The 25370-nt window shown below is 55.5% G+C and carries 19 protein-coding genes; 9 read left to right on the top strand and 10 right to left on the bottom strand.

The window, feature by feature from the left end; all coding sequences use genetic code 11:
* The first annotated feature begins 175 nt into the window (after positions 1-175).
* The 5 genes from VFU50_16640 to VFU50_16620 all read left to right on the top strand — a co-directional run bounded on the left by VFU50_16640 (position 176) and on the right by VFU50_16620 (position 7404).
* Entirely contained in the window at positions 176-901 is a 726-nt protein-coding gene (locus tag VFU50_16640; protein HEU5234490.1) for a hypothetical protein, read from the top strand.
* A 180-nt stretch (positions 902-1081) separates the two neighbouring features.
* Complete coding sequence (locus VFU50_16635) at positions 1082-1453, top strand: helix-turn-helix transcriptional regulator (protein ID HEU5234489.1); 372 nt, start codon at positions 1082-1084, stop codon at positions 1451-1453.
* Positions 1450-2859, top strand: coding sequence for a TolC family protein (locus VFU50_16630; GenBank protein ID HEU5234488.1), 1410 nt, complete (start codon positions 1450-1452; stop codon positions 2857-2859). The genes VFU50_16635 and VFU50_16630 overlap by 4 nt, the downstream gene beginning before the upstream one ends.
* Before the next feature lie 4 nt (positions 2860-2863).
* Positions 2864-6013 carry an efflux RND transporter permease subunit gene (locus tag VFU50_16625; GenBank protein ID HEU5234487.1) on the top strand — a complete coding sequence of 1050 codons (3150 nt, stop codon included), beginning with the start codon at positions 2864-2866 and terminating at the stop codon, positions 6011-6013.
* A 299-nt stretch (positions 6014-6312) separates the two neighbouring features.
* Positions 6313-7404 carry an efflux RND transporter periplasmic adaptor subunit gene (locus VFU50_16620; protein HEU5234486.1) on the top strand — a complete coding sequence of 364 codons (1092 nt, stop codon included), beginning with the start codon at positions 6313-6315 and terminating at the stop codon, positions 7402-7404.
* Positions 7405-7817: 413 nt separating this feature from the next.
* Here the strand turns inward: VFU50_16620 and VFU50_16615 are convergent, their stop codons facing one another.
* Together VFU50_16615 and VFU50_16610 are read right to left on the bottom strand one after the other, a co-directional pair.
* On the bottom strand, positions 7818-8078 hold the full coding sequence (locus VFU50_16615) for a hypothetical protein (protein ID HEU5234485.1): 261 nt from the start codon (positions 8076-8078) through the stop codon (positions 7818-7820).
* A 60-nt stretch (positions 8079-8138) separates the two neighbouring features.
* Complete coding sequence (locus tag VFU50_16610; protein ID HEU5234484.1) at positions 8139-8519, bottom strand: carboxymuconolactone decarboxylase family protein; 381 nt, start codon at positions 8517-8519, stop codon at positions 8139-8141.
* On the opposite strand from VFU50_16610, the gene VFU50_16605 reads away from it, so the two are divergent.
* On the top strand, positions 8518-8718 hold the full coding sequence (locus VFU50_16605; GenBank protein HEU5234483.1) for a hypothetical protein: 201 nt from the start codon (positions 8518-8520) through the stop codon (positions 8716-8718). The two genes, VFU50_16610 and VFU50_16605, sit on opposite strands and share 2 nt — an antisense overlap.
* Positions 8719-8861: 143 nt before the next feature.
* On the opposite strand, the gene VFU50_16600 is transcribed toward VFU50_16605, so the two are convergent.
* The 6 genes from VFU50_16600 to VFU50_16575 form a co-directional block, all read right to left on the bottom strand.
* Positions 8862-9926 (bottom strand): prolyl oligopeptidase family serine peptidase, encoded by a 1065-nt coding sequence (locus VFU50_16600; GenBank protein ID HEU5234482.1) that lies wholly within the window; start codon positions 9924-9926, stop codon positions 8862-8864.
* Positions 9866-10954, bottom strand: a complete 1089-nt coding sequence (locus VFU50_16595; protein HEU5234481.1) for a hypothetical protein — start codon at positions 10952-10954, stop codon at positions 9866-9868. Before VFU50_16595 ends, VFU50_16600 begins: the two co-directional genes overlap by 61 nt.
* Before the next feature lie 217 nt (positions 10955-11171).
* The gene (locus VFU50_16590) at positions 11172-13538 is read right to left on the bottom strand and encodes an Ig-like domain-containing protein (protein ID HEU5234480.1); all 2367 of its coding nucleotides are present in this window, start codon (positions 13536-13538) and stop codon (positions 11172-11174) included.
* A 1336-nt stretch (positions 13539-14874) separates the two neighbouring features.
* Positions 14875-15897: an acetamidase/formamidase family protein gene (locus VFU50_16585; protein ID HEU5234479.1), complete on the bottom strand. Its 1023-nt coding sequence runs from the start codon at positions 15895-15897 to the stop codon at positions 14875-14877.
* Between the two features lie 770 nt (positions 15898-16667).
* Positions 16668-17033: a hypothetical protein gene (locus tag VFU50_16580; protein HEU5234478.1), complete on the bottom strand. Its 366-nt coding sequence runs from the start codon at positions 17031-17033 to the stop codon at positions 16668-16670.
* Positions 17034-17642: 609 nt separating this feature from the next.
* A complete protein-coding gene (locus tag VFU50_16575; GenBank protein ID HEU5234477.1) occupies positions 17643-17903 on the bottom strand; it encodes a hypothetical protein in 261 nt (86 codons plus the stop codon).
* A gap of 158 nt (positions 17904-18061) precedes the next feature.
* On the opposite strand from VFU50_16575, the gene VFU50_16570 reads away from it, so the two are divergent.
* Positions 18062-19084: a HEAT repeat domain-containing protein gene (locus tag VFU50_16570; GenBank protein HEU5234476.1), complete on the top strand. Its 1023-nt coding sequence runs from the start codon at positions 18062-18064 to the stop codon at positions 19082-19084.
* A 313-nt stretch (positions 19085-19397) separates the two neighbouring features.
* The gene (locus VFU50_16565) at positions 19398-21428 is read left to right on the top strand and encodes an SIR2 family protein (protein HEU5234475.1); all 2031 of its coding nucleotides are present in this window, start codon (positions 19398-19400) and stop codon (positions 21426-21428) included.
* Positions 21429-21555: 127 nt separating this feature from the next.
* On the opposite strand, the gene VFU50_16560 is transcribed toward VFU50_16565, so the two are convergent.
* Complete coding sequence (locus VFU50_16560; protein ID HEU5234474.1) at positions 21556-22401, bottom strand: hypothetical protein; 846 nt, start codon at positions 22399-22401, stop codon at positions 21556-21558.
* 147 nt (positions 22402-22548) lie between these two features.
* On the opposite strand from VFU50_16560, the gene VFU50_16555 reads away from it, so the two are divergent.
* A complete protein-coding gene (locus VFU50_16555) occupies positions 22549-22746 on the top strand; it encodes a hypothetical protein (GenBank protein HEU5234473.1) in 198 nt (65 codons plus the stop codon).
* Between the two features lie 841 nt (positions 22747-23587).
* On the opposite strand, the gene VFU50_16550 is transcribed toward VFU50_16555, so the two are convergent.
* The gene (locus VFU50_16550; protein HEU5234472.1) at positions 23588-24313 is read right to left on the bottom strand and encodes a hypothetical protein; all 726 of its coding nucleotides are present in this window, start codon (positions 24311-24313) and stop codon (positions 23588-23590) included.
* Between the last annotated feature and the right edge of the window lie 1057 nt (positions 24314-25370).

The raw sequence follows: 25370 nt of genomic DNA, 5'->3' as shown, positions 1-25370 counted from the left end.
AACAAAACGAGGGAAGCCCAAATTGTTGTCCTCCACTTGTTCCTATGGATCTTTTTTTAGCGTGAGGCGCACCCATTCACTGCCCTTGTGATGGTGCAGGTTGAGGAGCACTGCATGCGCGCGATCTCGCATCCAATGTCATAGAACGCAAACACTTGCCATGCTGCTCCGATCCATGAACTGGAAACGACCTCTAGCGTTCGCGGTGCTCACGTGCGCCGGGATCGGCGCCACTGTGGCCGAGGTCGACAAGCACAACGCCAGGAGCCCAGGCACTGAAGAGCGGCGTCTCATCATCCGTTCCGGGACGCTCTTCACCAAGGACGGAGTGCCCATTAACCTCTCCAGCTTCGATTCCGAAATCGAATCAGGGAAGCCCGCTCAGGCAGGCGCCAACCGTGGGCCAAAGCAGATCGAAGATGTAATTGTGCGCTCCGGCAGCGCCTTCATTCGCGCGCAAGATTTGAGCAAGCTGCTGAAGACTCACATAAAGAACGACAAGCTGAACGACCTTGCGTTGGAAACCGAGGGAGACGAGATCAAAATTTCCGGACGCCTAAAGAAGGCGATCCCTGTCCACTTCGAAATCAAGGGACCAGTCAGCCTTACGCCGGCCGGCCTCATCGATCTGCATGAGCAGTCGATGAAAGTCGACAAATTTCCGATGAAGGGCTTGGCGGACATGCTGGGCATGAATCCCGGCAACGTTGTAGGCAAGGATCCAAATAAAGGTCTGCAAGCTACGAAGAATGACATCCTTATGGACCCCGCGGAGCTGTGGGGAATGTCGGTTCACGGCAAGCTTACCACCGTCAAAGTCGTGAACAACGGATTGATGCTCGTCTATGGCAGCCCGCCAACTCGCGAAAGGAAGACAGCCCACCTCAGCCGCGGCAACTGAATGGCATTCGCCCAGTTACGCTTCGCGACTCGCGGCATTTGCTGCCCCTGCAGTAAGGAACTCTCTTTGCCCTACCCGCGTCATTTTTGCACTCTTGCGCATTTGCTCTTTATAACGAATTTCGATATCGTGCTTCGATATTTTTGAATGCCTGTCTGAGGTGCAGGACGGGACGAACCTGTGGCACGTCATTTCACCATAGCCGAAGATCGTTACCAGGACCTCTACTCTGGGCTCATTCGGCTGCACATTCTCCACCACGCCTGCGAAGAATCGATCTTCGGCCTGGGAATGATCGAAGAGTTGGGACGACACGGCTACAAACTGAGTGCAGGCACCATCTATCCCATGCTGCATCGCCTGGAGGTGAGCGGCCTGCTTCGCTCGCGGGAGGAACGAAACGGACGCAGGCGTCGCCGAATTTATCGTGCCACGCGCGCCGGAGAAAAGGCTTTGGCAGCGGCGAAGCAGAAAGTATGGGAGCTCTTCTCTGAACTGTTTGAGGATCAGCATGCAGGAAAGCGGACCGGCAGGGCGAGGCACAAACAATGAAGAAACAGATTGTTTTCGTCTCGCTGATTGTTTGGACAATCAGCCTCGCCGCTCAACAGGCGCCCGGGTCATCTCCGCCGAATTCCTTCACCTTGAGGCAAGCGGTCGAGTTCGCGCTTGGGCATTATCCGCAGGCACGCGCGGCTGCGCAGAAACTGATCGCGGCTCAAGCCGGAGTCAAACTTGCTCGGACTGATTACCTGCCGCATACCGACATGATGTGGCAATCGAATCGCGGCACTTACAACAACATCACCGGACAACTGCTGCCGCAAAGCGTTCTGCCATCGCTTTCAGGAACCGTTCTGCCGGACACTTCAGGACGGAGCGCTTGGAACACGGGAACTGGCGCTCTGCTCTCGTGGCAGCCTTTCGATTTTGGACTTCGCGCTGCCAACGTGAACGTTGCTCGCGCCGGAGAGCACGCCGCCGAAGCGCAACTGGAAGTCACGAAGTTGGACGTAGAGGCGAATGCCGCGAACGCGTTTCTCGAAGCGGCTGCGGCACAGCGGCTGACCCTTTCCGCGAAAGCCAATGTCGATCGCCGCGAGACTTTGGCCAAGTCCATTCATGTGCTCGTTGATAACCAGCTTCGTCCCGGAGCCGACGCCTCGCGTGCCGATGCCGAGCTTGCTGCGGCACGCACACAATTCCTGCGCGCGAAGCAGGCAGAACAAGATACGCTCATTCAACTGGCAGAGGCTCTCGGGATTGCAGGGCAGAATGTGGAAATCGCTCCAGGATCGCTCTCGATTGTGGCGCCCACTGTTCCCGTTACAGAACCGAACATAAAAATGAATCCTGCTGCCAGGTTCGCTTTCAGCGAGGTCGAGCAGAGCCAGGCGCGAGAGCACGCGCTCGATCGCAGCTACGTTCCGCAGTTCCGGCTCCAATCCGGCATTTCCGGACGCGGCAGTGGATTGAACAACACCGGCCAGTTTCTCGGAGGAGACAATGGACTGGTCCCTGATCGCTACAACTGGGCTCTCGGCATTACTGCGACATTTTCTCCGTTCGATATCTTCTCGCTTCGCGCTCGCAAACAAATCGAAGCCGCAAACGAACGCAGCGCGCGGGCAGCGTACGAAGGAACCGTTCAACAGCTCACCGCGGCAGAGCAGCGGGCAAGAACTTCGCTCGAAACTTCAATCGAAATTGCGAAAAATGCCGAGCTTGAGTTGTCCGCTGCGCAACAGAGCGACCGTCAGGCCGAAGCGAGGTACAAGTCCGGACTTGCAACTCTGGTCGAATTGGCGGATGCGCAGCAGTTACTCGTAAACGCGGAGAGTGAAGAGGCTGTTGCCAGGCTGAGCGTGTGGAGAGCGTTGCTGGCAACCGGCTTCGCTGCGGGTGATCTCACTTCATTTCTGGCAGACGCCGAAAAGGCATCGAGCGGTACGCAATAGAACTATGTGGCTCATTCGCACAGCGCTTCGCCGGCCCATCAGCACCGTCATCGTGGTGCTCGGATTTGCGCTGTGTTCGATTCTCGCCTTGTTGCGCACGCGCGTTGATATCTTTCCCGATTTGAACCTTCCTGTCATCTATGTTGCGCAGCCGTACGGAGGCATGAGTCCGCAGCAGATGGAAGGATTCATCTCGTATTACTACGAGTATCACTTCCTCTACATCAACGGTATCGAGAGCGTCGAGGCCAAGTCGATCCAAGGCAATGCGCTCCTGCGCCTCAGCTTCCATCCTGGAACGAACATGAGCGAGGCGCTGGCACAGACGATCTCATATGTGAATCGCGCGCGAGCGTTTATGCCGCCGGGCACGGTGTCGCCATTCGTGATTCGCTACGACGCCGGCACTTTGCCGGTGGGCTATCTCGTGTTCTCGTCGCCCTCGCGCACTTTAGGCGAAATTCAGGACCTGGCACTCAACCGCGTGCGTCCCATTTTTGCCACGCTGCCGGGAGTTTCCTCGCCACCGCCGTTCGGCGGCAATCAGCGCACGATCGTGATCAGCGTGCGTCCGGAGAAGCTCCACGCTTACGGGCTGTCACCGCAATCGGTCGTTCAAGCAGTGCTCTCCGGCAACAGCATTGAGCCGGCCGGGAACGCGAACATCGGACAGTACTCGGAGATGGTCACAACCGACACCACAGTTCGCCAGATTTCGGACCTGCTCGAGATCCCTCTGCGCACTGGACCAGGCGCTGCGGTGTATTTGCGCGATGTAGGAAGCGTCTCAGATTCTTCGGACATCCTTGCCGGATATGCGCTGCTCAATGACAAGCGCACTGTCTATATTCCCGTAACGAAACGTCCGGATGCTTCCACGCTCGACGTGGTGCGCGAGGTACGGGAGAGCCTGCCGCGATTCCAGTCGCTCGTGCCCGAAGACATCAAGATCAGCTATGAGTTCGATCAGTCGCAGTATGTGCGCGACGCCCTGTCGTCGGTGCTGCGCGAAGGCATTCTCGGCGCGATCCTTACCGGACTCACGCTGTTTCTTTTTCTGCGCGACTGGAGAAGTTCACTGATCGTGGTGATCACAATTCCTCTAGCGCTTCTGATCGCGGTGGTTGCGCTCTGGGCAGTGGGGCAGACGATCAACATCATGACGCTCGGCGGGCTGGCGCTCGCGATCGGCGTTCTCGTCGATGAAGGCACTGTCGCACTGGAAAACATCTACGTCCATTTTGCTGCAGAAGAGAACAAAGCGCGGGCCATTCTCGAAGCCAGCCGCGAGGTAGCGACCCCGAGATTTCTGGCAATGCTCAGCGTGCTCGCCGTCTTCGTCCCTTCATTTTTCATGGCCGGTGCCGCGCGAGCACTGTTCGTGCCGCTTTCTTTGGCGGTGGGCTTCTCGATGGCTGCTTCCTATTTGCTGTCGAGTTCGCTCGTGCCGGTACTCTCGAATTGGCTGCTCAAGCCCGAGCACGCGGAGCAGGGATCTACATCCGAAACGCGCTTCGAGCGTTTTCGTCAGAGATTCCTTCGCGTGTTGGACCGGGGACTGAGTAACCGCGCGCTTTTGCTTGGAATATATTCTGCGGCTTGCATTTTGTTGTTGGTTGTTACCGTTCCTTTGCTCCGACGCGAGATCTTCCCCTCTTCGGCAACAAACCAGTTCCGCTTGCGCATCGACGCCGCCGATGGCACGCGCGTTCCCGTTACGGAACAGCTTGCGCGCGAGGTGTTGAATGCGATTCATGAGGAAGCGGGCAATGCTGTCGATCTCACGCTGAGTTACGTGGGAACCCAGGGCTCGTCGTATCCGATCAACACGGTATTTCTGTGGACCGGCGGCCCACAGGAAGCGGTGATGAACGTTTCTTTGCGTCCCGAAAGCGGTATGTCCGTGCGCGATCTCGAACAGAAACTGCGAGCGCGCTTCGCGAAGCAGTTTCCCGGAACGCGTTTTTCGTTCGAACCCGGAGACCTGATTGGCCAGACCCTGAGCTTCGGCTCACCTACGGTCATCGATGTCGCGACCACCGGGCCGCAGTACAACGACGTGCTTGGCCACGCAGAAAAGCTACGCCAGGAATTGGCCAGGGTCGAGGAATTGCGCGATCTCGAATTTGCTGAACCGCTCCATGCTCCGACGATCGACGTCAACGTAAATCGTGTGCTTGCGGGTAAGTTGGGAACCACGGCCGATCAGGTCGGACAAGCTGTGGTCGCGGCGACCGCTTCGAGCCGGTTTGTCGCACCGAACTATTGGCGCGATCCCAGATCGGGAGTGAGCTATCAGGTCCAGGTGCAGATTCCGCAGCCGGAGATGACGTCGATCCAGGCCGTTCAGAACATTCCAGTGGCCAGTTCAACGGGAGCGCGTCCTCTGCTGAGCCAAGTCGCCAGCGTGCGTTCCAGCAGTGTGCCCGGCGAACTCGATCGCCAGAATGGCTTGTGGATGATCGTGCTCTCGGCTAACTTGGGAAGCGCCGATTTAGGCCGCGCAGCGCGTGACGTACAACGCGCCATTCAGCGGTCGGGCACTCCCCCCCGCGGAGTTACCGTGCAAGTGCGCGGACAGATCGCGGCCATGAATCAGATCTTCGGAAATCTGAGTGTCGGATTGGGAATCGCCATCCTTGTCATTCTGCTGTTGCTCGCGGCAAACTTTCAATCCCTGAGATTGGCATTTGTGGTGGTCTCGACAGTGCCAGCAGTGCTCGCGGGCGCCGCCTTGATGCTGCTGATTACAGGCACCAGCCTCAATCTCGAAAGCTTCATGGGAACAATCATGGCAATCGGCGTAGCCGTCGCGAATGCGATTTTGCTCGTGACATTTGCCGAGCAGAATCGCAGGAAAGATCAGGAAGCAAGCGCCGCTGCGAGGAATGCGGCGGGCGAGCGCTTGCGACCGGTACTGATGACTAGCTTGGCAATGATCACCGGTATGTTGCCGATGGCGCTGGGCATTGGACGAGGCAGCGCCGAGACGGCTCCGCTGGGCCGCGCAGTCATCGGTGGATTGATCGCGGCGACTGTGGCGACGTTGCTGGTTTTGCCCGCGGTATTCGGGAGCGCGCAACGGCGGACGTCGTTGGAGTCTGTGTCGCTTGATCCGGATGATCCAGCAAGTACATTCGGAGTGGAGAAATGAACGCCCAAGGACTTGAATACTGCGGACGACCTGTCATCCTGAAGGCCATCCTTTGGCCGAAGGATCTCCCGAGGTATTTCAGACTTAGTCGCCGCTGGTCAGGCTCCTTCACGAGGAACTCCACCGACATGGGCCGAAGAGCCTCGCAACTGCATTTTCAATCCGAAACATCGCGGGAGATCCTTCGCGCAACAGAAGCGCTTCAGGATGACAGTCTCTCTTTCTGTCACCACCGTTGCGAAACACTTCGTGAATTACGCGCTGTTGGAAAGCTCGCTGTCGCGAGCTTTACCTGCGCGTTGCTTCTCGGCTGCTCCGGCGGGAATTCCCAATCCAGGCCGCAGGCGTCGGCTCCGCCCACCGTGGTAGTCACGACCGTAAAATCGCAACTACTTCACACCACCATCGCGCTTCCTGCGCAGATCAAGGCATACGAATCGGTTGACGTATTCCCGAAAGAGTCCGGCTTCATTACGGCCATTCCGGTGGACCGCGGTTCGCGCGTGAAAGCCGGACAGCTTCTGGTAAAGCTCTCGGCTCCGGAACTGGTCGCGCAGCGCACGCAGGCGGAAGCGGCAGTGAATGCTGCGCAGTCGCAAGTGGTCGCAGCCAAGGCGAAGCTCGCTTCAGACCAGACGACCTATCTTCACTTGAAAAATGCAGCGCAAACGCCCGGAGTGGTGGCGGAGAACGACGTGGCCGTAGCGGAGCAGACCACTGCCTCCGATCAGGCGCAGGTGCAGGCTGCGCAGGAGAACGCCGTTGCCGCGCGACAGCGGCTCAAGAGCGTGAGCGAGCTGGAGTCTTACCTCGAAATTCGTGCGCCGTTTGACGCCGTTGTCACCGAACGCAATCTGCATCCCGGCGCGCTGGTTGGACCATCAACCGGAACTGGAGCGCCACCGATTCTGCGGCTTGAAAGCACCGGAAGAGCCCGGCTGGTGATCGATGTCCCGGAAGACTATGCCATCGGAATCCGAGACGGGCAGCAGGTGAACTTCACAGCGGATTCCATTCCGGGAAAGACCTTTCATGCGCCGATTGCGCGCATTTCGCACGCCATTGACGAGCGAACCAGAACTATGGCCGTGGAACTCGGCATCCAGAAAGAGCCGCAGCTAGTTCCCGGAATGTTCGTGACAGTGCAGTGGCAATCGCAGCGCACGGCTCCGACTCTGTTCGTACCGACAACCGCAATTGCTAACGACCTGCAGCGAACCTTCGTTGTTCGTGTGCAGAGCGGCAAAGTCGAATGGATCGACGTGAAACCGGGTGTCACATCGGGAAATTCCATCGAAGCATTCGGCGATCTGCAAGCCAATGACCTCGTCGCCGTCCGTGGAACCGACGAGCTGAAGCCGGGAACTCAAGTCAGCATTAAAGAACAGTGACAGCCGCGTCAGGCCTAGGCGAGCTTGAGGATGTACCACGCTCCTCAGCTCAGATTCAGCGGAAGTGAGTTTCTTGGGGGGCACCGAGGCTCCTCATGCCTCTCCGCTAATGCCTTCTCAACCTGTCATTCTGAGTCCGCCTTAGGCGGACGAAGAATCTCCCGCGATGTTTGAGACTTAAATTGCTGCCGGTAAGGCTCCTCGTCCATTCTCCGTACTCCCCGGTTTTTCGAAGCGCTGAGGTCGGTCCAGCTCCTCTTCGATCCATTCCCCGGCTTGTTGCTCGGCTGCTGCTTTCGCGCTTGATTATCCGCGTACTCGCCCGCGACTCCGTCGAAGTCCAGAATGGGAAGGGCGGGCTAGCCGCAGCAGAAGAACAGGGCGGATCAGGCTTCCCGCACTTTTCGATGGCACTACCCTTCCGGCAGCGGACAAAAATTGCCCTCAGAAAATCCCTCAGAGCCGACCGCGAAAGTCCTGTTGAAGCGAGCGCGATAGTTCTCCCAGGCGATGGCTGCGCTCAGTTCGACGAGCTCAAGCTCGGAAAAGCGGCTGCGAAGCGAGCGGAAAAGGTCGTCGGAAACATCGGCCGGTGTACGCGTGAGGGCCACCGCCAGCCGCAAAACTAATTTTTCGTCTCCGCTGAAGTTGGAGCTTTCTTCAAAACGTCTCAATTCAAGTAACTGTTCTTCGGTGACCCCTGTCTCTCTGCTCACGGCAGAGTGGAGATCGATTCAAAACGGACATCCAACCATGGCTGCAACCTTGAGTTGCACCAGCTCCTTCAATTTTGGGTCGACAGCTCCAGGCGAAGCGGTGTACTTGTTCATCCGCTCCGCAGCGTCGAGCAGCTTCGGCTCTGTGGCACGAATACGGGTTGAAAGCGGTACATGACCATACCGCCGCTTGGCGCGACGGAACGCGGCCAGAATGGAAGGCGATGCCTCGTGATCCTGAACACCCGGGGCGCGAGTTGCGGCTTCTGCTTTATCGAATGCTGAACTCTTCATGGCAGTCCGATTTTCACCTGCCGTGTCGCAAACCGCAATTGGGCGTTTATAAAGAAAATAGGGCGGATCAGGCTGTCCCTCGTTCTCCTCGTTCTCTTTCCACATGTACGAAAAGATTTCCGGGTTCAGCACGATTTCATTGTGTGGGGCTGGTCGCGATCTATGCGCAGCAATTCGTAGCCGGCAGGGACCATCTCTGGAGGCTGCGCTGTTCGATACGCCGGACTGCGATCTGCCGGATACAAGCAAGGCAGCGTTGAAGGTCAAGAGGAGAACGATTCTGGCGCTCACGCAGGAATTGTAGGTCGCCGGTGCCACGTCCTCACGCGGCTTTTATGTCCAGTGCTGGGACATGCCAGAGCGCTGTGTTCCCATCTGATCAGGACAGCTGTTTGCTCTTGACATCTCCTTTTATGGAGCCCGGCAATCAGGCCTGCAGGTTCATCTTCACTTCATGTTTAATTGCCAAAACAGGAACGTGAATTGATCGACATCATCCCCAATGGTTTGTGTGGCCGAGCGACCACCGGCGTGTCCGGCGATGAGCTCATACCGCAATAGCACAGGCCGATCCCCAGCAGTGACTCGTTGCATTGCTGCAGTCATTTTCCGCGCGTGGAGTGGAGCAACGCGGGTGTCCCCATCCCCTGTCATGAACAGTACGGCGGGATATTTCTTGTTTTCCTCCACGTGCTGGTAAGGAGAGTAGGCATAAAGGTACTTGAACTGCTCCGGATCTTGCGCTGTGCCATATTCGGAAACCCAGAATTGGGCCATCATGAATTTGTCATAGCGAAGCATGTCGAGAAGCGGATGCCAGCAAATGACGGCGCGGAACAGTTCTGGGTGTTGGGTCATGGCGGCTCCCACCAATAGCCCACCATTGCTGCCGCCTTCGATCGCGAGCCGCGTGGGATTCGTGTACTTATGCTCGATCAGCCATTGTGCAGCAGAGATGAAATCATCGAAGACGTTCTGCTTGTGATCCAGCATGCCCGCCCGATGCCACTCTTCGCCAAATTCACCGCCGCCGCGAAGGTTAGTTTCGACAAAGACTCCGCCATGTTCGGCCCAGACGATAGCTTGCGGATTGAAAAACGGGAGATTACTGGAATCGAAACCACCATACCCGGTTAGCCAGACGGGATTGTTTCCGTCGAGCTTGAGGTCACGCTTCCTGATAATGAACATGGGAACGCGGGTGCCGTCTTTTGAGAGAAACCATTCCTGCTTTACCTCAAATCGGTTGCTGTCCAGCGGGATTTCTGCGTGAGCCCATATAGACTGTTTGCCGCTGCCTGCCTCATATCGGATGAGCGTAGTTGGAATCGTATACGAGCGAAAGTTTATAAATGCGTTCTGACCTTCCCAGTGGCCGTTTATCTCAGGCACTGATCCCAAACTGGGAAGCGTTACTTCGCCCGCTGGTCTGCCTGAAGCAGTAAACACCTTCACAACGGAAGATGCATTATGTACGTAGCTGAGGAAGAGCTTGCCGCCGGCGACTGCCATGCCTCGATCGCGTCCTCTGCTTCCGGAATTACTTCCCGCCATTTTGAGGGGTCCGAATCGTCAAAGTCCGCCATCAACACCCTGCCGCGAGAGGCTTTCCAGTTGGTTTGCAGATACAACTTATTCCCGCCAGGGAAAGGTAGGAATCGTGCCTTGATGTCTTTAACCAGCGGCTTCAGCTCGCTGTGAGCCGCCAAATCCTGAGACCATACTTCGATTTGATCGCCTGAGGAACCATACCAAACCTGAATGACCAGGTAGCGTCCGTCTTCGGTAACTTCCCCAATCACGGCCTTATCCTTCGCGTAGCCTTTTCCAAAGACATCGACATCCTGTTTCGAGTCGTCTCCCATTTTGTGGAAACGCAGGCGTGGTCCTTCAGGAACCATCATGGAGTAATAAAGACCGCTGTGGTCGGGGAGCATTGACGCATCGAAATACAAAGCTTCGGGCAAGACGTCGGGTAGATTTTGTCGGCGATCAATATCAAAAGCATGAATTTCAGTCTCGTCTTTGCCGCCATGACGAAGCTGATAAAGCAATATCTTGCCATCCGAAGAAAGACTTATCGGCTCAACGTTGATCGAATGATCCTCACTCATCGGATTAGGGTCGATGAGTACTTCCTCCTTACTGTCAGCGCCGTCGCGTTTATAAATTACAAATTGATCCTGATCGGGAAGCCGCTTGCTATAGATGTACCTTCCATTGCGCTCGATCGGCAACCGAATGCTTGTAACTTTCCGAAGTTCCGCAAAGCGGGATTGGAGTCGATCTCTTCCTGGCCGAGCATCAAGCAGCCCGTGGGTATAGTCGTTTTGCTGCTTAATCCACTTGCGGGTTTCGGGACTCTCCTGATCTTCAAGCCAGCGATAGGGATCGGAGATTGCAACTCCGTGCATTGTTTCCATCACATTGTCGCGACGAGTATCTGGAGGTTTTGGGACGGAAACCGACGCGCTTTGTCCAACGACGGCGCAGAAAGTGCAGAGAATGCCAAGGCGAACCGTGAATCTGGTGAGGGGCATGGGGTTTCTGAATTTGCGGCGAGATTGTAGCACCATTTCTCCCGCTCGCTCGCGCGGGAGTGTAAAGGATGTCTCGGAACAGAGTGGAAAGGATGTCATGAAACTGAACACTGTTTGCGCGAGGAACAACGCGGAACAGCCTGACCTGCGCAGTTTAGAAAGAAATCCAGCATGAAAATAGCGTAGATTCAGACTGTTCCGCTTTGTTCAAGGGCAATTAAGGAATAAACCCGAAATCTGCCGGGATGAAGCTCGCCGGGACTTCAAATAGGAGACCACTGCCGTCAGGATCAATAACCGAAGCACCATCAGACGCGAAGAATGCGGCGATTTGATCCTGCTCCATCAACGCAATGTTCTCCATCAGTGCGTTGTCAGTGCGGAGTACGACCGAATGTGGATCTTTGAACTGCGCATTCTGGGGGAAGAGATCGTGACGATAGAGTGTCACGCGGTCAGCGATCTCGCCTGCAAGAACGACGTTCTCGGTGGTTGGGTTAGTTGAAGCACGATCTCCGCGTTGTTCCTGAATTAGGAACGGCCCAGGCGCGACCCCGTCCAGAGGGCGCAATCGTAAATATGGCGCATATGCAGCAGAAGAGTTGTAATCCAGCCACTCCGCGCGGTCGAGGACATTCTGGATCTGCAGCGCGCCAGCTACGTCGTTTTGCAGGGGAGGTTGATCGCGATCCGGAATGTTCTCATTAAAGAATGGTCCAATAATAGAGACGCCTCCAAGCGAAGTGATCACGGGTGTTCCCGCAGGGTTGATTAACGACGGCGAACGCGTTTGCAAATAAGACCCAACGCTATTACGAAACGTTGGTGAGCGCCAGAATAGCTCGGGCGTTCCTCCGAGAGAAGTCAGGTCGCAAGCTCGCACTCTTTGGTCCAGAGCGCATAGCACCATTCCGACACTGCTACCAGCGGAGACGCCGGCATAGTAGACGCGGGACGGGTCAAGATCGCGCTCACCATTCGGATCAACACGCATTCCGACCTCGATCACCCGAATGAGCTGCATAAGATCAGCTACGGTCTGGCGAATGCTGTAGCGCGCCAGGGCGATGGCCTGCGGAGCAGCGGCGAACCACCCCTCCTGATTGGCGTAATTCGCGTTACCGTCGAGGTTAATAGCGCGACCGGCGACTGGGAAGCTAGTGGACGTGCCGTCAGTGCGCACGACCGTGACCCGGCTCGCAGGTCCGAAGCCATGGCCGACAGGATTGATGGCAATTGTCGCGAAACCGTGAGAAGCAAAATCTGCGGCGACATTGAATGGTCCGCTGTTGTTCGCTCCGGGGTTATTGTTCTGAACGTTGTTGATGTTTTCACCCAGGCCGATGCCCCAAATGATTACAGGCCAACCGCCTGCAGGCTTGCTACCCGATGGCAAGAATAGGTTGAAATAAACGTCGTTACTGTGCTGTACGTTTGGAGTTCCCGAGAACGTGGCTACCTGCTGCATCGTCGCGTCTGCGTTCAGATAATAAGAGGACGTGAACTTGCCGTATGCGAGCGTGGCAATCGCATTCGCTGTGCTATCGGCACGGGGAAGAAGACGTAGAAGCGGCAGCCTGTCGCTAAGGTCAACGTTGGCCAGAGCGCCAGAGACAGACTTCTGGGCATTGAACGTCATCGCTCTGACTGTGCTCAGATCGAAAACCGCAGGCGCGCCACTCGGGCCAATGTCGAACCGTGCTGGATCCGGTGTCGAAGCTGCCAATATTTGATCGCGGATCTTCTCCATTCCTGACGTCATGCTCATAGTCGAAAAGACGCTTGCGGCAGCTATGTCGTGGCGAAAAACACCGAAGAAGTGCACCTCGTCGACCGCAGCGCTCAGTTGGCGTTCATACGCGGAGATTCTCGGGTCGATTTCCGAGGAGGAATCCTCATCGCTTGTGTCATCGCCAATCGCACGTTTGAATGCCTTCGAGGCCTCGATCGGCTGCCCGTTTGTATCGTGCACACCGCGTGTGACGATTAGTGCGTAACGCGTGTGCTGGTCGAGTACCTTATCGGCCCCGACATACAAGGTTTTACCTTCAGCATCCCAGACCACCTGATTAATGCCGATAATCTTGCCGGCGCCCGCGGGAATCTGCGCATCTTCTTCAACATCGGTACCCGCAATGCTTTGATAATCGGGGGGATGGCCATCAACCAAAGTGTTTCCCAGGCTGATCAGAAATATGTTGCTGCTGTTTACCGTGCTGTAATCAATCGCATCATTAAAGGGAATTGAGATCCGTGGCCGAACACTGAAACCATCTAATTCGTTGACCAGATCTAATTCGACGCATTCTGTGAGATTAGCAACGCAGTCGGTGGGCTTCGGCAAGGCGACTCGAAGGCCAGTGTTTTCGGTCATGTCAAACACCGTGAAACGATCGGAAGGAAACGGGCTGCTCGTCATCTCCTTTAAATCGAACAGCGGTTGGACCGCGTTGCTCTTCGAACCATTGCCGCGATCGCTGTTGCTTGCAATTGCAGAAGTATCGGCAGCTTTCGCCGAGGTTAGAACTGGCGCCCACGTGCAGAGAGCGCAAATGATGGCAAAAAGACGTACGCTCTTACGCATTGCTAGCCTCCTATATTTCTCTTGCGTGTCTTGCGTCTGAAAAAGCTAAAGACGAGTTCTTCGGCGCTGACTTACCTCGCGAATGTTGGGCATTCGAATGGCAGGCTCAGTAACCGGTCTCGTCTGACTGTTCTAGAGACAGAAAAGAGAAGGAGGGGCGCGATCAATTTTTGAAGGGAACGAGGGCGCTTGCGTGGTAGCTAAGTTTGTTTCGGGTGGATACTCAAAGCGCCGCACTGCTGAGTACGCTCGAATTCGACTAGCCAGGACCAATGCTTTGGGAACCTGCTCGGCGAGCGTCCTCTTCTTCGAGGAGTGGACGCATACGGAAAGTTTTTGTTGCGCCAGCGCTTCCGGTTGAATGTCATCGTCGAGAGGGGAAATTGCGGAACCCAGTAACGCAAGCAGTGCCCAAAACAGCACTTGCTGTCTCCACGATGGCAAACTGTTCAACACTCGCGGATTTCTAGTCACGAGTAACCTGCGCAGGTTGTTGTAAGTTGGGTGAGAGGGACACTACCTCAGCGGGTGTGGCGACGCTTTCTGGTATGTACACTTCGGAGAGGCGCGAGGATTTTCCGCCTGCTGCAATCCGGTGTCAATAGGAAAGTAATATTTCCCGCTCTAATTACTCCGAAGCGCACGTTAGAAGGAAGAAAAGCTTAATGAGCTTTGCCAGCCAGCCCGCTGGTGTGAATCAGATCCCAAAAAGGAAGAAGGTGCGCTCAAGCCGAACAGGGATTCGCAAGCTACCCAGGAATTGTGCGAAGAAAACCGTCTTGTCACGAAATCCGTACAAAAATTAGAACCGATTCACCGAAAAGTGCCGGAAATCGGCATTTTCGTAGAGCATGGAAGCATGTGCACGCTGCAGCTGTGCGACAAAGCGTACAAAAATTAGAAAAATGGCATTCGGCATTCAGCACTCGGCCACTGCCATACCAAAACGGAACGCGACACGGATTACATCGTTAAGGAAAAGTAAGCAAAAAAAGACCCGATCCGTTTGGTGGAGCCCACGCATTTATGCGTGGGCGGGGCTTTCAGCCCCGTCTTGCGCGTACGTAAAGATTTTCGGCTTTAGCCGCGGGTCTTGGTTTCTCGAGCATTGCACATTCAAATCGCTAAAGCGGGCCGCGGCTGAAGCCGCAAATCAAAAGCAACGTTTCTAACGAGGCTGAAGCCTCGCCTACGGATAAATCCGTAGGCTGTCACCGGAGAAAGCTGCTGAGCTTCTAAGCTGCTAGCTCCTAGCCAAACCCGAAAAACAACAGCAACAAAAAAACGGCTGCCGGCTACCGATCTCCCGCTACGGCGGGAACAACGGCGAAACCCGTCACTGTTTCACGAACACCGACTTTGGGAGCATTACGTGGACGCCTTTATTGCCGTCGACCAGCTCGGTTATATCTACGTCGCCGGCGACGCTGGTTAGCATGTAGGCATCGTCGCGGGTGAGGTGTTTGTCCTCCACCAGGAAGCTGATCATTTCGCGCACGGCGATCCGCGTGGCTTCGCTGAGGTCGTCGTCGAAGCCCATGCTGATGTAATGGGTAGGAGTCTCGGCGCGTGGATATTTCACTTTCAGGTCTTTGCGCACGACGAACTGCAGTGTCCCAATCAGGGAAGTCTCCAGGGCGGTGATGTCCACTTCGCCGTTGCCTTGTCCGGCGTGTCCGTCGCCAATTTCAAACAGTGCGCCGCGCGCGTGTACCGGCAGATAGAGCGTTGTACCGGCGACCAGTTCTTTGTTGTCCATGTTGCCTCCGTGGATGGCAGGCGGAGCGCTGCTGATGCGTCCGTAGGACTCCGGCGGAGCTACTCCCATGCTGCCGAAGAACGGATGCAGTGGAACCTCGACGCCCGGAGCGAAGCGCGCCACCATGCGCTCGCGATCGAGTGGGATGATCCTGGTGCGGGCGTAGGGAAAATCCTGAGTGAGGAAGCCGGCTCCGTAGCGGAATCCGTTGTACGCATAAGGAATGGCGAGCTCGATCTTCTGGATGTGGACCTCGAGCGTGTCTCCAGGCTCGGCGCCTTCGATGTACACCGGCCCGTTCAGGATGTGGCCTCCGGGACCGTGCGTCGTGATCTCCTTATAGATGTCGCGAAGATTTTGCTCCACCTGCTCAGGAGGGAGCCCCGCTTTTTCGAGTCCGGTGGGGCTGTTGGTGAGGAGGGTCTCGAAGACGACGGTATCGCCGGACTTGATGTGCAGAACCGGCTCGGCTTTCGCGTCGTAGTATCCCCACGCTACCGTTTTCGGAGTTGCCTTAAGCGTGTAGGTGTGGTTGGACTGCGTTTGGCATTGCGCGCCGATGGCGAGCGCGAGGAGTGTAAGAAGCGTGAGTCGCGGCATAGTTAGAAGAAGCTGCTAGCTTCTAGCTGCTAGCTTCTAGCGAAATGCAAGAGGAAAGTCAAAACACGACACGGATCGCACGGATGGCACGGATCACGCAGACACGGCGGACTGCCAGCTACCAGCTTCCAGCTAAAACAGCGGCAGCGGATAGCCGCATTCGGCATTCGGCACTCGGCCAAAACGAGCTGCTAAGCCACCAAGCTTCTAAGCTGCTGAGCGAACCGGGAAAACCAACAGCAAGGCCAACACCGGAACTGCGGAGCTACGAAGTCAGTGCCGGAGGCACGGAATATGACAGCCCAGGGCGGACCTGCCGGTGGGGAGCCCTGGGACTCGAGCCAAATAGATTTCATTTCCGCTCTGCCGAAGGCGCAGCGCGCAGCGAAGCGGAGCGCCAAACTATAAAGCGAGCTGCTAGCTTCTAGCGAAATGCAACGGCAAAGTCAAAACACGACACGGATCGCACGGATGCTACGGATCGCACGGACACGGCGGGCTACCGCCTTCCAGCTTCTAGCTTCCAGCTAAAACGACAACACCGCAAAAATCGGCACTCGGCACTTGGTAGTCGGGCACTGCAATGGCAAAACCAAAGCATGACACGGATCGCACGGGGTCCCCAGCAACTCGGTTTCGTTGCTGGGGCGGTTACACGGATGCTACGGATCACACGGACGCGGGGGTTTGGTGGTTTCTGACTTCCGGCTTCTGACTTCCGGTTTCTGACTTCCGGCTTCTGACTGCCGGCTTCTGACTGCCGCTTACAGCTACACGGCTCTCGCCTTGTGGCTTAGCGCTTCCACGGCTCTTAGTAGGTCTTTAGGTCTGCCATCAGGTGCTTGCAGGTGCGCGTCGGCGTAGGGCAGGTCTGGCATTGAGCCGTTGTGGAGATCGAGCAGCATGGCGTCTCCGCAAAACCTTCGAACTACATCGGCGATTCGCATTTTTTCGGATTCGTTCAGCGTGTTGCACAGAATCACGACGTCGAGGGATTTGCGTTCGCACACCGCAAGCACCTGGCGCAGATCGTGGGCTTGCGCTACACGATGTCCGGCGCGCTCGAGGCTGGCTCGCCGGGTGGTGAGCAGCGCTGTGTCGAAGCCGACATTGAGGATGTCTGCCATTTTGTTCATCACAAAATGAAAAGCCCTCTGACGGCGCTCGTCCCTAACGTTCAAGGGTCACGCGGTAACAGAGGGCGCGTCTGCAACGGCGGCATTGGCCGTCCTCGCAGATCCTGTTCGTTCGTGCTGGAAGTGAGTTGCGTTGCGGCGAAGTTCGGTTGTTCGGCGGCTGGTCCCAAGGTGGCCAAGGTGCGCCAGCAGCACCGTTTAAGCTTCTGAGCTGCTGAGCTCCTGGCTGCCAGCCAAACCCGAAACCGCAGCAAAGCTAAAACGGAGGCTCCTTTTGGTAGAGCCGTCATGGAAGCCCGTGGTCGGGCCCATTGGTGGAGCCCACGGATTTCCGCGGTGCCCAGCAAGCGCCGAGGTTGCGGTTGCTGGGGTGGTTACCCGTGGGCGATGCTAGCGTCGTCTAACGCACACGAAAAGATTTCCGGCTTTATCCGCGGGCTTTTGAGACTTATTTGCCGTCGGTAAGGCTCCTCGGCCATGCTCCGGGCGGCTCTCCCTTTTTGGGACTGCCAAAACAGCCTCGGATCTTGCATCCGCATTCAAAACTTTGTGTCTTCCACGCGCGACCGCCGAGTTCCTGCCGAGTAGAAAGCGGTCATTATGGACGACTCAGTGCTGATTGCCAGTCTTGGTGTTTTCTTTAGCTAGCGGCTCAGCGGCATAGCTGCCGGAATGAAATACGCCTTCCGGTTTTGAGACATTGACCGACTCAATGCGCCCGTCGGCCACCGGCCAGAAGGCCGCGCGCTCGCGCTGGAAGCGCCGCCGCATGGGACGGCTGAACTGGACCAGCGCGATTGCCAGCCATAGCCAGACCGGCCATGGCCAGGTGCGGGGGTCAATCGGCCGAAAGTTGCCGGCAACCAGCATGGTGAAAGGCTAACAGCTTAGGAACTTCTTCCTGATACAAGGCCATGTCGGAAGATCATTCGGAGTGAGTGCTTCAGAGAATCCCGGAATGGGAAGGTTTCGCCCTGTCCCCAGGTTTCTTGTTCCACGTTTCCCACTGTTTGTTGCACAATAACGATGTGCGGCGAACCATCTGTCTGCTCGTCTTTCTCTGTCCGCTTCTGTCAGCCCGCATTCGTCCTCCCCTTGGATACGAGGACATTCGAGGCCTCGCAAAAGACGCGCCCCTGGTTTTCCGTGGCAGAGTTGTGCAGGTCGATCTAACCGGTAATGGTAACGAAGCCAAAGAAGGCGTGGCGCTTATCTCGGTCGACCGGTGGTACAAGGGTGAGAGCCGCAGTTTAGATCTCTCACATGTACCCATCCACTTCGCCTATTACTCCGGAGGATTTCTCCAAGGGCACAATTGCTCCGACCTCGTCCTCGACAGCTACTGGATCACCTTCGCGAAATCGGTTGCCGATACAGCGGCTCTGGAACTCATACATGATTGCGAAGGAGCCTTGAGCGTCTCTTCGGCGCTGGCAACAAGTGCAGGAGGCGATCTCACCAAGCAGATCGAAGCCGACTTTCGCGCAGGCCTTTCCGACGCCGATCCGCATGCTCGCTTGGTAAGCATTCAGCGTCTCGCTGGACTTGCATCTCCTGCATCTCGCGAAGCGCTGCACGATGTGATCGCGCACGACAATGAGGAAGAATCGCGCTGGGCACTATTTGCGGCAGTAAAAACCGGTGATGTCTCGGTAATGCCGCTCGCCGTACCGGTGCTCATCGCCGTGCGACATGATCGGCCCGGCCCCTATCGCCAGCCTGAGGGTAACCTGGCGTTGGCTCTGCGAGAGCTTCACACTCAGGAGGCCGTTCCCTATTTGGTCCAAATCGTTGACGATGCCCCCGACGAAGTCGTCAGGGATTGCGCGATGCAGGCTTTGGCCGAGCTAAAGAGTGTTGCTGCCCTTGAAACGTATGCCAGGCACCTCACCGACTCCTCCCAGTATGTCCGCTACAACGCGATGCTCGGAATGAAGTATGTGACGCAAGCTGCCGCGTGTTCCAATTCGAACCCGGACAACGCTGACGCAGACGAACTGCGCTGCAAGCAATGGTGGGAGTCAGAAGGAAAGTCAGAGTTCCGCCCCTGATCTAAAAAGAACCTCGTTCATTTAGCAGCTTCGAGGCTTAGGAGCTTCTTTGCGGTACAAGGCGGAAGATCATCCGGAGTGAGCGCTGCATCGAATGCCGGAATGGGAACGTCCCGTCTGTATCCCCCGGTTTCTTCCCATGTTTCGTCCCATGTTTCGCAGTTCTCGTTCGTGCTACTCTCCCTGTGACAACAAGGCGACTCTTGGCTTCATGCTGAACTCTGCGGACCCGCACACAATCACATCTGTTCGATTGTTGCGGAAGACGGTCACTGAAAGCGTTAGACCTCTCGTGCTATGGCTAGGCGCTGGAGTGAGCGCATGGAATGAGTACCCAACGTGGATCGAACTTGCGCGCCAGCTGAGACGTGAGTTCTTCAGCTCTGTCGCTGATTTCGATAACAGACGTGCAGTTTCACTCATAGACAAAGACCTTCCCGCCTTCTTCCAACTCTGCAAGGATCTAGATAAGAGTACATATCTGAAATTCTTAACGAAGGTTCTCGGCCCAAAGCAACCGAGTGCTTTGTATACCAGGCTTATACAGCAGATACGGGAATTGCCAGCGGTACTCGTTGTGACGACGAATGCGGATGAGATGCTAGAGCAGTCCCTCGGACCTATCCGCGTGATTCAGAAGACCGATCTCTCGAGTGCAATCGAATTGTGCGAGTCTCGAACCTCGTTCATCGCTAAGCTACATGGGACTGCGAGCAATGCGGAAAGCCTTGTTTTCGCGACGGAAGATTACGCGAAGCTCGTGCAGGATCAAGCGTACTTGTCGTCACTCAGAACGATCTTCGCCATTTCCACTGTGCTCTTCTTAGGTTATAGCGTACGCGATCAATACGTTCTGGACCTGCTTGCGAAGCACGCAGAAGAGATGAGGCTCTTTGGTCCAGGGCCTCATTTTGTCGCTACTTCAGACGCGACAAAGGTCGTCGCGGGTGTGCACCGGATCGTCTATCGAACTCGACGCTACACTGACCATCGTGCCGCTCTCACACTACTTGATTGCGCCGTTCAGAGTCGGAGATGGCAAGTGAGTAGCGCACACGGTGCTCTTGCCGGCACTCCGATACCTATCCAAGGTGATGTGAAGAGCGATAGCACCGCCTACTACATTACGGATTTCAAACCACCAGGGACATGGCTCGCGGAAGAGACAGCAGAAATCAAAGATAAAGACGGAAATGTAGGCAAGGTCACAATTGGGCTGGGATTTTCTAACGATGAACTACCTACTTCTCAGTCCACCGCGATGCACGATTTTACTGTGGGACTGATCTGCTTTGATCGTGTTTATTTGCAGTTAGTAAGCCTGGCGGCTCTCTTTAGCGTGGTCAAAGAAGACCTATTCCGAGAACTCATCGAGGCGGACGTCCTTCGGTTTATCCATACAGTTACCGTGCCGGCTGTCATTTATAGGCCAGGCGATGTCTTTGGTGACCTTAGGCTGATAAGGCTGGGCGGGCAAAATGCCGTCCCTATTTCGAACGACGGTCTAATTTCCACAATGCCGGTACGCGAGATGCTCGAAAGGCAAGTCGTACCCGCACAAGGCAAGGAAAAAGAAGGCCGAGAACTCATCGACAAAATCGAACGCTGTGTTGTTCCTTTTGAGGAACCTCGCAGCCGAGACATAGGATTCGATGTCTCGGATGCACTCCTCATGCCCGATATTCCCAAGCTTCTAGGAATAAGCGAGGCAATTTCCCCAAGCCAAGTACCTCTTTGGCTAATGTTCCCTTATTTGCGCTTGGCAGACTTAGTCCATACGGGAAGCACGTGCACGAGACTCACTATTCAGGCGGCAAAGGTTCCTTTTGGTGGTTCACAGCTCATCAGCGCCGCCTTTGGAATTCCCTCGGCATCCGAATGGGCAGAGCGGGTTGCCAGCTATAGCGTTTCAGGTCGGTTCGATACGAACCTTGGGGCATATGTCCTAACTGATCCACAAATCCTTCGCAAAATTCTGCGCTTCCGAAGCTCACAGGAGGGCCTCAATTTCAGACGGGAGGTCCGAACAAATCTCATGCGAGAGACTGGAGCGGAGTTCACCGCATCTGTCAACGCGGGGTTAGCCAGAAATATACCTTCCAATATCCTTCAGCGAGCGCACGACAAACTATCACTACTTACTGAAAGCTCCAAAATAACTCCTGTTCCGGCTGTATGGACGGATCTACTAAATTCGGACAACTCTACTCTTTATTGGAGAAGAAAGTCATTCAGACTCCTGCAAAGAATGCGGCGAGAGCGGAAGCTTGCGAATGATGATCCTTGCATTTGCGGCTCCGGGGACAAGCTCCGGCTGTGTTGCTTAGCGCCACTCAAGTTGTAGCCTCGCGCCGGCGGCGGCCCTATTCAAGATGGTTGTGAGTGTGGCACCAGCGCCGCGTTCGCAAACAAGAATCGGAGTGCTGCCACTCGCCACCGCACCAACACGGAGATTCTATGTGCACTCAATTCTAAGAATTCCCAAACAGCCTCTCCTGGAGCCAGTCGGCACCATCAAAGACAAACCGCTTACCGCGATCCAACGAATCGAAAGCACTCCTTAGGGCGTCCAACTCGTGCTGATAGGCGCCTGCGAAGCGTCTTTCTAGCTCATCCATAAATAGGTCGCGCCAAGCTTCAAGTCCTGCAACAGCGCCTATAGGACCGTGGTAAACCTCGCTTGGCTGCCAACCGAGTGCGAGCACAAATAAGAAGTACTGTTCGATGATGCGATCTCTAAAATCAGAACTGACATGATTTGATGACCGCGCTATGCTCCACACACAGAACGACCACGTCATCGCAAGGTCACTGGCAATGCGGCCGGGAGCTGCCGCTTGTGGAGATGCCGTTCGCGTTGTGGATTTTTCCAAGGCAGTTTCCGATAAATGCCGCAAATCGCCCGCAATTTCATAGAGAAGATAAGCATAGGGCGTAGGGTGTTCGCGATTCGCGAGAGGACTCTCCCAAACGAGCGGTTTGAAAACAGATCGTTCCAACACCGCTCTAAAGACATCACGCAGATCCGAAACGTAAAAGTCGCTTTCAACCCTCTGATTCAGCGCAGCCTGTATTGCCAGAACATGGGTTTTCGTTCCAAGAAAGATCGGGCAGTGAGAGCGTGTGCTAATTCCTTGACGTGCGTCATAATGCCGGCCCACGTCGTTGTAAGCAGCATCAAGTGTGTTCGCATTTAAGGCCTCAATCGTAGCAATAACGAGTGGATAGTGAGCACCGGCCTCGTAGTACCAATTCGGGCTCTGAAATGTCCCCTCAATGAGGTCCCGTTCCCGGTCTGAGTAGGGAAACGGATCCATTCCGCCATACGTGTGCATCGCTGCCGATCGTAACGGTGAAGCGTCTGATCTCAGCAACTCACGAGTGACGCTGTCCACGGCTGCGTGGCGGTTCTCCAGAGACGTGAGAAACGGCAAGCTCGAAAGTAGCTCGAGATGTACTAGGGAATGCGAGTCCAACAGCGCGGATACCATACGGGAAGAAAACAAAACGGAGGCGGCAGTAGCTGGGATCCGTTCCAGTCGCGAGCTATTTCGCTGCAGAATTCTTTCAACTTCATCGAACTCGCGCTCACGGAGTGCAGCCTGAAAGACATGCTCCACGCGCGGCAATCGTCCCTCGGTAAGACGCGCTCGGACCCATGAAGTCCAGCAGAATAAAGCGACTCCCACTGGAAAAAGGAAAGCTGCCATTGTAAGGGCGAACAATACGACGTCAACGGACCATCCAAATGGCGGTGCTAGACCGAGTGGAGCATCACGGCAGACGATTAACAGGAGGGAGACAGCAATCGAAAACCATAGAAGCCGCAGAGGGGCAAACAGCTCCAACGAGCGCCGCTGTACGGGACGAACGACAGCCAGAACCGCGATAAGAATGCCAAAGAACGTCAGAAGCGCTTCGAGTGTCAACGGCCAGTCTCCAGAGACCGCAGATTTCCCAAATCGGAAAAGAAAAGCCCGCTAGAATTCGCGGGCTTGGATTCTAGCTGAAATCGAACATGAGGGTATCGCTGCCGAGGTTGGCAGATTGTTGCAACCATTCGGATTATGGGATTTTGCCGTCGGCCGCGCGGTTAATTAGTTCTTGCGCACCTCCATCCACACGAACCGAACTAGGCTGATTGTGAAGACTATGAACAGCGCAGCTTTGAACAGCGTGAACTCTAGAAAATCGAGTGTTGCAGAAAATGTTGCAGAAGATGTGACATGGTTCAAGTCACCTCCCCTTGAACGAAGCCTCTTGAGATAAGGCTGGTTCGAAGGCTCTAGTTGTGGCCGAGGAGCCCTCCACTCAAGGCTAGTCCAGCAGCAACATCGTGCTGGCGATGCTGGGGATGTTATAGCAGACTCGAAGAATACGCGGCAAGCCTCAGGCCGGGTAACTAGATGTTGGCATCACCATCGAAAACGCGACCGTCATTGATAGCCCCATGCTCTTAGTTGCTGGACTAAGCAGATAGTTACCATTGAATCCGTATGGCACTTAGTGCCGGAACTCTTGCGCGACCTGATGAAAGGAGCTCGAAATCAAGTCGAGGTTTTGTCTGACGATTTCGGTCTGCCGTAAGCCGTCGAGGATTTCTTCGCGAGTTAGCGGCTCGTGAATTTCGCCACTCTCGTCAGTCCAGGAGCTCCGGTGACCTGCTGCGGTGATGATGCGCCAATCGTTTTCCGTCTTGGAACTCTTACGGCCCGCTTTTTCCACCTCGGGACGGAGCGTCAAGAGCCTTTCTGAGAAAAACGGTTCCCGGGAATCGAACGAGTTCAGGATGCATCTACCTAATTCCCGCTGGTATTCGTAATCCAGATTTGCAGCTCGAAGCAGCCATTCGCCCTCTGCTTCCACCGGTGGACGAGAGGTCCGAATGCTGTAAGCTCGGACAACAGCCTTATAGCTGGCAACGTCTTTCGGCGTTAACGGCTCCTGCATTGCCTTCCCAATCACCTGACTCAGGCGATCAGTCTCATCGATTGTTAACTCTGGATACGATTCCGGTGTTGCTGCAGACTTAACCTGAGAATCAGAATGATGCCAAAAAAATTCTGCTCCTCTATACCACGCTACTGGTGGAACAAAAACGGCGACGAAACCGTTCGCGAGTCCATGTTGCCGGAACGCGTGAGCGATTCCGCCGGTCTCGCCCCAAACGATGACGGCATATAGAACGAAAGTTAAGAGCGGACTAATGACCGCGGCTATTTTTCGCATGGTTCTGTTCGACGAGAGCGGTGGGATTTTACTTCAGGTTGGCAGGAGCACGGAAGGTAGGTGGTTGCTTCGCATCATCACGAGCGCAGGCAGGCCTAAAAAACGTCTTCGCAGGGGCAAGTGCTTCGTGCGTGCGGAAATCCGTACAAGAATTAGAAGCAACCTGCTGAGTTCCTAAGCTGCTAGCCACACCCAAAGCCAACCGCAAAGGCAATGCACGGGTCACATCGGCATTCAGCTCTCGGCAAACTCACCACAGCACCAAAATGGGATTCGGAGCGTCCCGCGTATTCCGCGCAGCTCTGCGCGATTCGTAACCTCCGTCTGATTTTCCCGCCGCGGATTTCGCTTGACTTTCGCCCCATTTCGTCATAGCACAGAAGTATGGGTGTAATTGCGGCGGAGCGTGACAACGCGAAGTTCCGAAACGGGACGCGTGTGGCGCTCGATGAATCTGCGGATGTCGGCGGGCTGGGGTAACGCCGTGGAAAACTCGGGGTTACCCCGTGGAAAAGTCGGCGTAACCCCGTGGAAATCTCGGGGTAACGCCGTGGAAATCTGGCGTTGGCGCAGACGCAGCGTCTAGCTAAATTTCTCGCGTATGTACTGGAGAAAGGCGGCTGTCGGCATTCGGCATTCGGCAACCACAAGGCCCTTCGACTCCGCTCAGGATGCCGGCAGTCGGCAATCGGCAGTCGGCTTCGGCAAAAACAGTCAGCAGAAGCTGCGGAGCCACGAAGCGAACGGCGCAGAAAAGGCTAATTACCAAGTAGTAATAAACAAGATGTCGGTATTTTGAGTTTTCCACACCACAACATATTGCGTACAAAATTGGGAAAAACACGAGAAAACGAAGCTAAGTCTTTTGGAAGATGTATTTTGCGCAAAAAGAGGGGGGAGGGGGAGGGGTATGGAGTGGAGTGAACCCCAAAAATGAGACAGGGAAATAAGGGACTGAGTACATTGAATGGAGAAAGGCAATGGACTTGGCCCGAGGCAGCTACAGTCGTGATTTCAAGATATCGGTGATGCGGGCGATGGATGCCGGCGAGAGCGG

This window comes from Terriglobales bacterium (assembly GCA_035764005.1).
In the GTDB taxonomy this organism is placed as follows: Bacteria; Acidobacteriota; Terriglobia; order Terriglobales; family Acidobacteriaceae; genus Gp1-AA112.
Note: the sequence above shows the minus strand (reverse complement) of the source record. Positions and strands in the feature narration are given on the sequence as shown.